Origin of the sequence: Bacillus sp. CDB3 (assembly GCF_002081505.1) — a bacterium.
GTDB classification, from domain to species: Bacteria; Bacillota; Bacilli; order Bacillales; family Bacillaceae_G; genus Bacillus_A; species Bacillus_A cereus_AT.
The window spans coordinates 1-8,447 of record NZ_ALBR01000114.1 but is presented as its reverse complement, the minus strand read 5'-3'; the positions used below and the strand labels follow the sequence as shown (position 1 = coordinate 8,447).

Sequence of the window (8,447 nt, the reverse complement as noted above, 5' to 3'; positions counted from 1 at the left end):
CAACAAATCCCTCAACTCATCTAACTGTTTTTCCGTTTGTTCTGCCGACTTAGACAAATATTCCTCCCGTGACTTAACACCTTGTTCACGACGTTTACTTACTTTACGTTTGTATTTCTCACCTGAGTCAATGAGAGTCGTCAACTGCTCAAACTCAGCTTGTGTAAGGTTTAAATTTAGCTTGTCCAGTACAGTTGTATTCTTCATTGGCTTGATCAGGTTTCTTGGTAGCCCCTTCATCTCGCAATTATTTTTCACATAGGCATCGAAGAATGTAATCGCATCTTTGTACGCATCTTTTGCTGTCCGTTCTACTTCTCTTGTTTTCTGCGGCTCTGTAAATCTATCATTGAGCTGTCGTGTCATTTCCACAGTTGCAACTTGCTGTTTTACAATTAAAGCCGTTGTGAACGCGTATATGTATGTCATATCATGTCTATGATCGATCTCACCTTTTCGCATCTCCACAATTTTCTCTAAATCTGCTTTACGAGCTGTATTTAAACTGTAGAGAGTCATGGCTCCTTTTTGCGCTGGTAACGTCTGTATGATACCTTTCCGCTTCGTAGGACGCTTCTTCTCCATTGGCGGCACATATTCATAGAGTTCCATGAGCTGATACTCTCGTTTTGTCCAAATGTCTACCGTGATTTGTTTCCCTGTCTTACTGTGGACGGAATATGGCAACCGAAATACACGAGATAAATCAGAACACGCTCCATCTGCTCCTACATGCAGTAACGTTTTGATCAGATTATTTGTTATGTATTGCGCCATGTACCCCATTTGAGGTGCCGATCCTCCAGAAATACTGTAAATTAACTGTGCTCCTCGGCCATGCAACATTAAGTTTGGACAAGGGATTGCTCCTTTTGCAACTAATCTATATATCTCTTCTTTTACTTGTTCTTTCGTAAGCCCAATCTTATAAAAATCTAAATCTACGCCTATATTGCGTATTTGCTTCAAATCCGACGTTTTACGACTTCCATGATCAAATGCATTCAAAGATAGATAGACATCCTCTAAGGATAATCTGGAGCTTTTGATGAGGTGTTCTAGATCATGTAATCCATACCAGATTTGTTTATGCTTCTCATTGCTTAAATCTAGCGTCATGACGTAGCCAGTTTTCTTACGTTCCGAGAGGTAACATTCATGCCATTCGTCAATAAACGTTTCTATTTGTGATAGTTGTATCGCTTCCGACATACAAAGAGCCTCCTTTTGAGAATAAGAGGAAGCTACACAAGACAATTTTTACTTTACCTATTTGTCCAAATTTGGTATCATAAAGATATAAATTTAATAAACAACAGGGTCTGAACACCTTGTATAGTTTCTATAAGAGCCTTATTCTCCGACCCTCCAAAGTTTGAGAATAAGGCTCTTGCTCATTTATTCGATTATTTTCTACAACAATTGTAACGTAAGATTGATAGATTTGTAAATACGAGGACGAGTATTGCACTTGTGCTCGTATTTTTTATGTTTAAATACATAGCAGGATTTATTTGCTATATAAACTAAATTAGTTTATATATTTTTTATAGGAGAACGACTTAGAGAACAGGGAGGCTAATAGATGTGGAAGAAAACGAACGGGCCTATTGGACCCACGAAGTAGCTAGCACCTTAGGCATAGGGGAAAGCACCCTCAGGAAATGGTGTATCGAATTAGAAAACAACGGATATATTTTTTCAAAAGGTGAACAGGATAGTAGGGCGTTCTTAGAGAAGGACATGTTGATTTTAATTCGTATGAAAGAAGAGATTCGACTCAAAAAGAAAACCTTAAAAGATGCGGCTAAATTAGTTGTTCAAGAAGCAAGAACGCCCCTCGTTCTAGATGAGATAAACCCGAAAATCACAGAACAATTACCCGTTCAACTAGAACAACAAATCCCCATGTTCACGTTAGAAGATGTAAGGAAAATCGTGAAAGAAGAACTTCAAGAACAAGAAAAAGAACGGGTCATTGAGCGGGATAAAAAAGCAATGGAGCTAATACGCGAACTACAAGAAGTAAAACGAATATTAGCAACCACCCAAGAAAAGAAACCCTGGTGGAGATTCTGGTGAATCCAGTTGTCTCCGCCTTTTTGCACGTGAAAATTAGGGCATCCTGTTAAGCCTTGTAGAAGATTAAAAAGGCTACACTTGGCGAAGACTTTGCCAGGAACTGAGAATAGCTAATAATTCATTAAACATTGATTAAAGTATTGAAAAGGCATCTTCCAATTAAAGATGCCTTTTTATGCTTCTATTTATTTATATATCTATCAATAGATTTTATGGTAATCAATTAAATGTGGAAAATATTAATTTTGGGTTTGCAATGGCCATACTTTATATCGTGTTAACTATCATATCTGAAATTTGGTAGCATATACTAAAACAGACACCGAGAGAAATTTATGTAAACCGGACGCTTTCAGAGAGAAGGCGTCCTTTTATTTTCCTTGCTACTTCACATACACATAGGCTTCATTTGCAGTTACATGGTATGTTTTCCCTTTACTATTGTGTACTTTGAACTGCGAATATCCACCATGACATTCTTATTACTCTACATTACATGGACATATTTTGACACGTGTTTGATTACTTGTAAATGTGTTCGTTCCACAAGAAATAGCTTGTGTTTTGTTATAAATCCATCCACTTGTATTTGGTGCTACTTGGACTTGAAATTGAATGACTTTCGTTGTATGGGCTGGAAAAGGACTTATCGTCATACCTGTAGTAGGATTTGCCCCTGTTTTAGGAACTCCATCTACCTTTACACTATTGGGAACAAAACTAGTTTTAGGATCCATCGGATCCAATACTTCTATTTGATTCAAATCATCCGGACCTTCATTTGTAATAGATAGGGTATACGTAATGTGTCCACTACATTGCACAGCACCTACATCTGCCTCTTTTATCACATTTAAGGTAGCTTGAGGAACTTTGGTAGTAACTTCATTTGAATCCACTTTTGCTGCGTTATCTGCACTTACACTAGCAATATTACGAATTGGATTGGGAGCATTCGGCTCCACTTTCACTTGAAATATGACCGTTACAGTTTGACCAGGGGCAATATCTCCAATTGGTACGCCATCATTCGGATTACCAGGCGTTTGAACTCCATTCACTTTCACACTATTAGGAACAAAAGTAGTTCCAGTCGGAATGATATCTTGAAAAATAGAATTTGTTGCGGGTAATACTTTTCCTGGATTCTTAACTTGTACTGTATAAGTTAATATATCCCCTGGGCATGCAGTTAATAAGTCTACACTTTTCCCAGTGGCAACCGTTAATAAATTTAATGGAGCCGAAGCGCATCTTGCTCCATCAGTCGAATGAGGTACATTAAGATCAGTTTGAGTAAATTCTACCCATGTAGCAGAAGTATCATCAAATGTAATTCGATACACACCTCCATTAGGATCTGATGATCCGGTTCCATAGAGTGCTCCGTCCGGTCCAAAGAAAGTAGCTCCAAAATCTGAATATGGTATACTTGGGGTTATAGGAATCTGGGTTATATTCCCTGTTAATGGATCTATTTTATTCAAATGATTAGTATTAGGATAAGCAGCCGTATACAATTGATTATCTATAGGGCTAAAAGACCAATCAGCAAGACGCATAGGATGAGATAATGGTACTGGATCAGTGGTTAGTTGAAAACCATTTCGGGGATCTACTAACTTTAAATATGTTGGAGAATTAGAATTTACATCTACTACATAAAAATGTTGTTCACCATCCATTATATATAGATGTCCATCTTTATCTATATCCCCTGCATAAAAAGGTTCATCTCCTAGGTTATCAATATGATGAGCTTCCGTTGATAAATCTGGATTAATCTTTACTACAGCTTTTCTAGTCTGATCATATCCCCAAAGAGTATTATCTAACATACTAAAACCGATAGCATTATAAAGGGGGGTCTCAGGTATTATAGGCCCTAAGAGTTTGAAATCACCTGTTACTAAATCTATCGTATACAAACTACCTTCTGCACATTGAAGTCCATCTGCACTACATGGCCATTCACTTGGCGCTGCTTGAGGATTATTTAATTGGGAACGTTGCGTTTTATTATTATTTTTCATAAATTCTGGTTCCTCCTTAGTAAGGATTATACTTAAGGTATTTATCCAACGGAATGTTAAATCCTATTAGTTGATTAAATAGATATATATATATTAATACTTTTAACTTTTATAGGCAGGTTAACAGCCGCCTTCCACCTTAAATGTACCCTCAAATACCCCAATACAATATTGATTTTGACAAGGCGTTGTTACACAATTACATTGGCCTGTAACAGACGTTACTTGTTTTACAGAAATAGAAAGATCTGAATCTGGCTGAATTGTATAAGAGTGCGTACCCGTTGCATCTGTAACTGTTATTACCATATTACAATGCAAGCCCGTATTTGTTATCGTAATTGTTCCATTATACGCTGGTGAGGTTCCTGCAGAAAAAATAGGAAATGTACTGCCATCACATGCCTTTTTAATTGGTTCACAAATATATTCTGTGTGACATTTTGGTTGATTGATTAGATCTGTAACCTTTTTTAATTTTGCATCTAAAAACATTTCTGCTTTCATGACAGAATCTACCATGTCTTGAATACTTTTATTGATATTGAGTAAATCTTGAATGCTAGGACCTGGTCCTGTTCTCCCCGGTAAAGTTCCTAAAACATATTGTAGCTTCTCTCCCTCGGCATTTAGAATATGTGCTAGTCCAAGTTCTTCTAATGCAATAGAAGATAATAATAAATTGAGCGCATCATCACGATCCACACTAATAGTAGGAGTAATATTAGGTATATTAGCTTGAGACATACTTTTCTCCCCTTTCATTCGTATATTTCACCATTCAAAATACAGTCATTTCAATAACAATATTTTTGGTTCCATATACCATATGTACAAACCCATAAAGCTGTGAGGAAAGTATGTCCAAATGAGTCAAACCCCTAAATAAATGATTGTTTGTTAATTACGCTAGTCAAAATGATAGGCACAACTGTACTGAATCCTTATAGTAGACTGGATATAAAGCTTTCTCTTTTCTGTCTACTATAGGGGAGCATATCATTATTCTCGTCTTTTTATATTGTATAAAGACCTATTATAGGTGGCGTGAACTAATAAGAACCTCTGTATTTACTGAGTTTCTTCAGGCTTACTTAATAAATTTCATACTCATCTAATATATCCTTTAGTTCAAACCAATCATCCTTTGAAAAAATATTGTTGAGATTAGATAACTTCAACTTTTGTGCAAAAATAAATAGGCTATCGGCAAATTTTATGATTTGGTTATCATCTAACTTATAAAGCGTATCTCCATATAAATATTTCCATACGTATTCTGTTACCATCCTACCTTGTTCAGGTGAGTTTTCTATACATTCTATAATATAAAGAAAATCTTCTTTTATCTTTTCATATACTTCTTCTAATACTAATTTTTTGGGTATCGAAATTTGATTTTCGGATAAGGATTCTATTGATTTTTTCTTCTGTTTTTTACTCAAGCTATCGCTAGTAAACTTGGTTTTTAAATCAAGTAATCGGTCATATTCTGTGTTCATAATTTTTATGATTTTCTTCTGATTAACTTTAAGAAAATCGATATCATTATCTGTATAAATTCCGTCTGTATGGATCCTTCTAATTAAGCTATTTATGTTTTTACCAATGTAATTTATTTCTTTTGTTAAATCCCTATAAGCTCCCATATCTACTTCAAGTTTGAAATGTGATTTTGCACTATCAATGAGAAATGCTGAAACATTTTTATAGCCAAATTCTTCTGCTTTATTTTTTATATAATCTTTCTCTTCATGTTCTAAAGACATTTGCAAATATGTTGTTCTTCTTTTAGCCATAATTGATACTCCTTTTTTTAAAAAATCGAGCGAAGCGACAACCGTTTTGAAAGACGAAAAATGTAATTTTGAGACTTTCAAAACGGTAAAGGTTCTAGGAAAATTCCTAGCAAGTCAAAAACAACGTTTTTGGGGTGTGTGGTCACATACCCGTAGCTTGCCATTACTGTAAATTCCTAATTTTGGACTGCTCTCATTATACCATTCTTGATAAACCTGTGGTATGCTATCCGCAAAGTAGACAAAGGAGTCAGTGAGTGGATGAAAGTGATAAGGTTGATAAACAAAAAATAAATGAATTGATTCATAAACATCAAAACAACGACAATTACAAGATTATCAAAAAGAACTAAAAAAATTAGGTGTAGATTTTTCAGTTGTTACAAATCGCAAAGATGATGATTCTTTTTTCTTTTCTGCAGCACAAGCAACTATCATTGAGGAAACATTAAAAAATGTACTTTCTCGTTTTTGGTCTGTTCGACTTGGCGATATATCTATAAAACGTTGTATATAAAATAGATAAGTGGAAAGGTAAAAGCCCTTGGAAGAATAAGGGGAAGAAATTATCTTTACTACCGCTAATAATGCGTTATGTTAATCTGACCTAGATTTTTATACAACGCAAAAAGACGAGAGAATTCTCGTCTTTTTATTCGCAAAAGATAATAAAGATGTAGAAGGTTCCAAAGGCGTTGGATCTTCTACAAATATTATAACCTATATTTTGGTTTGTTATACCAATAAAACGTTTTGTTTTATTTATATTTATAGTTAAACTAACAAATCCGATATTGACACTCCCACGGCTAAAGTCGCAAGCTGACTAACGTCAATGGGATTCTTGCTACCAATGGCGAAGTCTATTTCTAGTATCGCTGACGTGCAAAATTGCGGTGTGACCTGGTCAAGAAAAACTGGAACATCAATTAGATTACGCAATTGATTTTGAATACTGATACGGAGTCATGCCATTTAATGATGAATGAGGACGAACGGAATGATAGTACATATAAATAAATTCAGCCACTAACTGATTGACTTGGGCGAGAGAAATCAATTTTTCTCCATGTAAGCACTCACGTTTAAAGATGCTAAAAAACGATTCTATCACGGGGTTAGCCCACCATAAAACAGTACGTACTAAACATCCCCCATCTATGTAACCAGTATAGAAAGTTTATAAAAAAAATAGTCACACCCTTTTCACGTGGGGATGTGACTGTAAGTCATAATTGTTTTCTTTAAAATATCCCATCTGTTAGTCTCCTCATCCAATTTTTTCTACAGTTTAGCTAAGTTTAGAAATCTTTGCAACAGAACCATTTAGACTAGCATCGGTGGACAAGCAATCATTTAGTTAGCCGTTTGACTCATTTTTCCATATTTTTTCACAGGTTGATTTGTTAGTCGATATGGTATATAAAACCAAAAAAATACTATTATTGAAATAACTGATTTTTTTGAGCTCTGTTGCAAAGTTAGAAAAAATATAAAGAGAGCTATAAATTTGGGATAGAATTTAAGCAATCGCTACTAATTTTTGTAGTTCTTTGTACGCAGAAAAGACGGAATCTGATTCAGGACTTCGTCTCTGTTTATATAGGGCCTGAATCGTTTCAATCCCTTTTATGGTACGAGAAGCGTGTCGGATACTTTGAAATCAGATTATTGCGACGTTTGATGGTACATTGTTTTGTATGTGTATAAAAATCGTCTTTCTGTAATTTTTTGAACGCACAAAGCAAGGCCGGCGCTTCATCTGTTGTGAGAACCGATGGTTCTCCAAAATGCTTGACCAATCTTTTCATAAAAGCATACGCAGCCTGATGATCACGAGTTTTTCGAAGTTGAAAGTCCAATATATGACCCTCACTATCAATGGCACGACATAAATAACACCATTTTCCTTTAACTTCGATCTAAGTCTCATCTAAATGCCAAGCATGGTGTGCAACTTTGTTTTTCTTTTTCCAAATTTGATAGATCCAATGTCCATATTCATGGACCCAGCGCATAATGGGTGTAGGGTGAACAGAAACTCCTCGTTCTTTCAGGATCTCAGACACATCGCGATAACTTAAAGAAAAACGGGAATAGTAGTCCACGGCTACCAAAATAATATATTTCCTGAATTGTTTTCCTTTAAAATATCCTATGTATCATTCTCTTCAGCTCAAAAAACTTTGCAACAGAACCACAATATATTTGTAAAGAAATACATGTACAATCTATTTCCCCACACTTTTTCTTAATATTTTCTTATCAAATTGTTTGATTATTATTAAAAAATTATAGGATGTGAATATACACATTATGTATCGAAACAAACACATTAATTGTAATCGATTCCCCTATCCATGTGCATTTCCTATTTCAGAACCATGTGTATATCCTACAGGAACAACGGGACCTACTGGAAATACTGGACCTACTGGACCTACTGGAGATACTGGACCTACCGGAAATACCGGAAATACCGGAGATACCGGACCTACCGGAAATACCGGAGATATAGGACCTACTGGAAATA

At 35.4% G+C, this 8,447-nt stretch carries 6 protein-coding genes and 3 pseudogenes; 2 read left to right on the top strand and 7 right to left on the bottom strand.

The window, feature by feature from the left end:
- Nucleotides 1-1,212: AsnC family protein (locus CDB3_RS29285; protein ID WP_128856896.1), on the bottom strand; the 1,212-nt coding region annotated here is incomplete at its 3' end.
- A gap of 375 nt (nucleotides 1,213-1,587) precedes the next feature.
- On the opposite strand from CDB3_RS29285, the gene CDB3_RS29280 reads away from it, so the two are divergent.
- The gene (locus CDB3_RS29280) at nucleotides 1,588-2,082 is read left to right on the top strand and encodes a DUF3967 domain-containing protein (protein WP_128856895.1); all 495 of its coding nucleotides are present in this window, start codon (nucleotides 1,588-1,590) and stop codon (nucleotides 2,080-2,082) included.
- A 383-nt stretch (nucleotides 2,083-2,465) separates the two neighbouring features.
- Here the strand turns inward: CDB3_RS29280 and CDB3_RS29275 are convergent.
- The 6 genes and pseudogenes from CDB3_RS29275 to CDB3_RS29250 all read right to left on the bottom strand — a co-directional run.
- Nucleotides 2,466-2,549: pseudogene (locus CDB3_RS29275) on the bottom strand (N-acetylmuramoyl-L-alanine amidase); the annotation flags it as partial.
- Between the two features lie 15 nt (nucleotides 2,550-2,564).
- A complete protein-coding gene (locus CDB3_RS29270; protein WP_128856894.1) occupies nucleotides 2,565-4,115 on the bottom strand; it encodes a DUF11 domain-containing protein in 1,551 nt (516 codons plus the stop codon).
- A 120-nt stretch (nucleotides 4,116-4,235) separates the two neighbouring features.
- On the bottom strand, nucleotides 4,236-4,862 hold the full coding sequence (locus CDB3_RS33005; RefSeq protein WP_306295576.1) for an alpha-helical endospore appendage domain-containing protein: 627 nt from the start codon (nucleotides 4,860-4,862) through the stop codon (nucleotides 4,236-4,238).
- Nucleotides 4,863-5,209: 347 nt separating this feature from the next.
- Complete coding sequence (locus tag CDB3_RS29260; RefSeq protein WP_128856893.1) at nucleotides 5,210-5,914, bottom strand: hypothetical protein; 705 nt, start codon at nucleotides 5,912-5,914, stop codon at nucleotides 5,210-5,212.
- Between the two features lie 934 nt (nucleotides 5,915-6,848).
- The gene (locus tag CDB3_RS29255) at nucleotides 6,849-7,028 is read right to left on the bottom strand and encodes an IS3 family transposase (protein ID WP_128856892.1); all 180 of its coding nucleotides are present in this window, start codon (nucleotides 7,026-7,028) and stop codon (nucleotides 6,849-6,851) included.
- 408 nt (nucleotides 7,029-7,436) lie between these two features.
- A pseudogene (locus tag CDB3_RS29250) lies at nucleotides 7,437-8,073 on the bottom strand (IS6 family transposase).
- 157 nt (nucleotides 8,074-8,230) lie between these two features.
- Here CDB3_RS29250 and CDB3_RS29245 point away from each other — a divergent pair.
- Nucleotides 8,231-8,447: pseudogene (locus CDB3_RS29245) on the top strand (collagen-like domain-containing protein); the annotation flags it as partial.

What these genes read in the sequence shown, in the direction of transcription:
- CDB3_RS29270 (WP_128856894.1), bottom strand. Translation starts at nt 4,115, where the DNA reads ATGAAAAATAATAATAAAACGCAACGTTCCCAATTAAATAATCCTCAA.
- CDB3_RS33005 (WP_306295576.1), bottom strand. Translation starts at nt 4,862, where the DNA reads ATGTCTCAAGCTAATATACCTAATATTACTCCTACTATTAGTGTGGAT.
- CDB3_RS29260 (WP_128856893.1), bottom strand. Translation starts at nt 5,914, where the DNA reads ATGGCTAAAAGAAGAACAACATATTTGCAAATGTCTTTAGAACATGAA.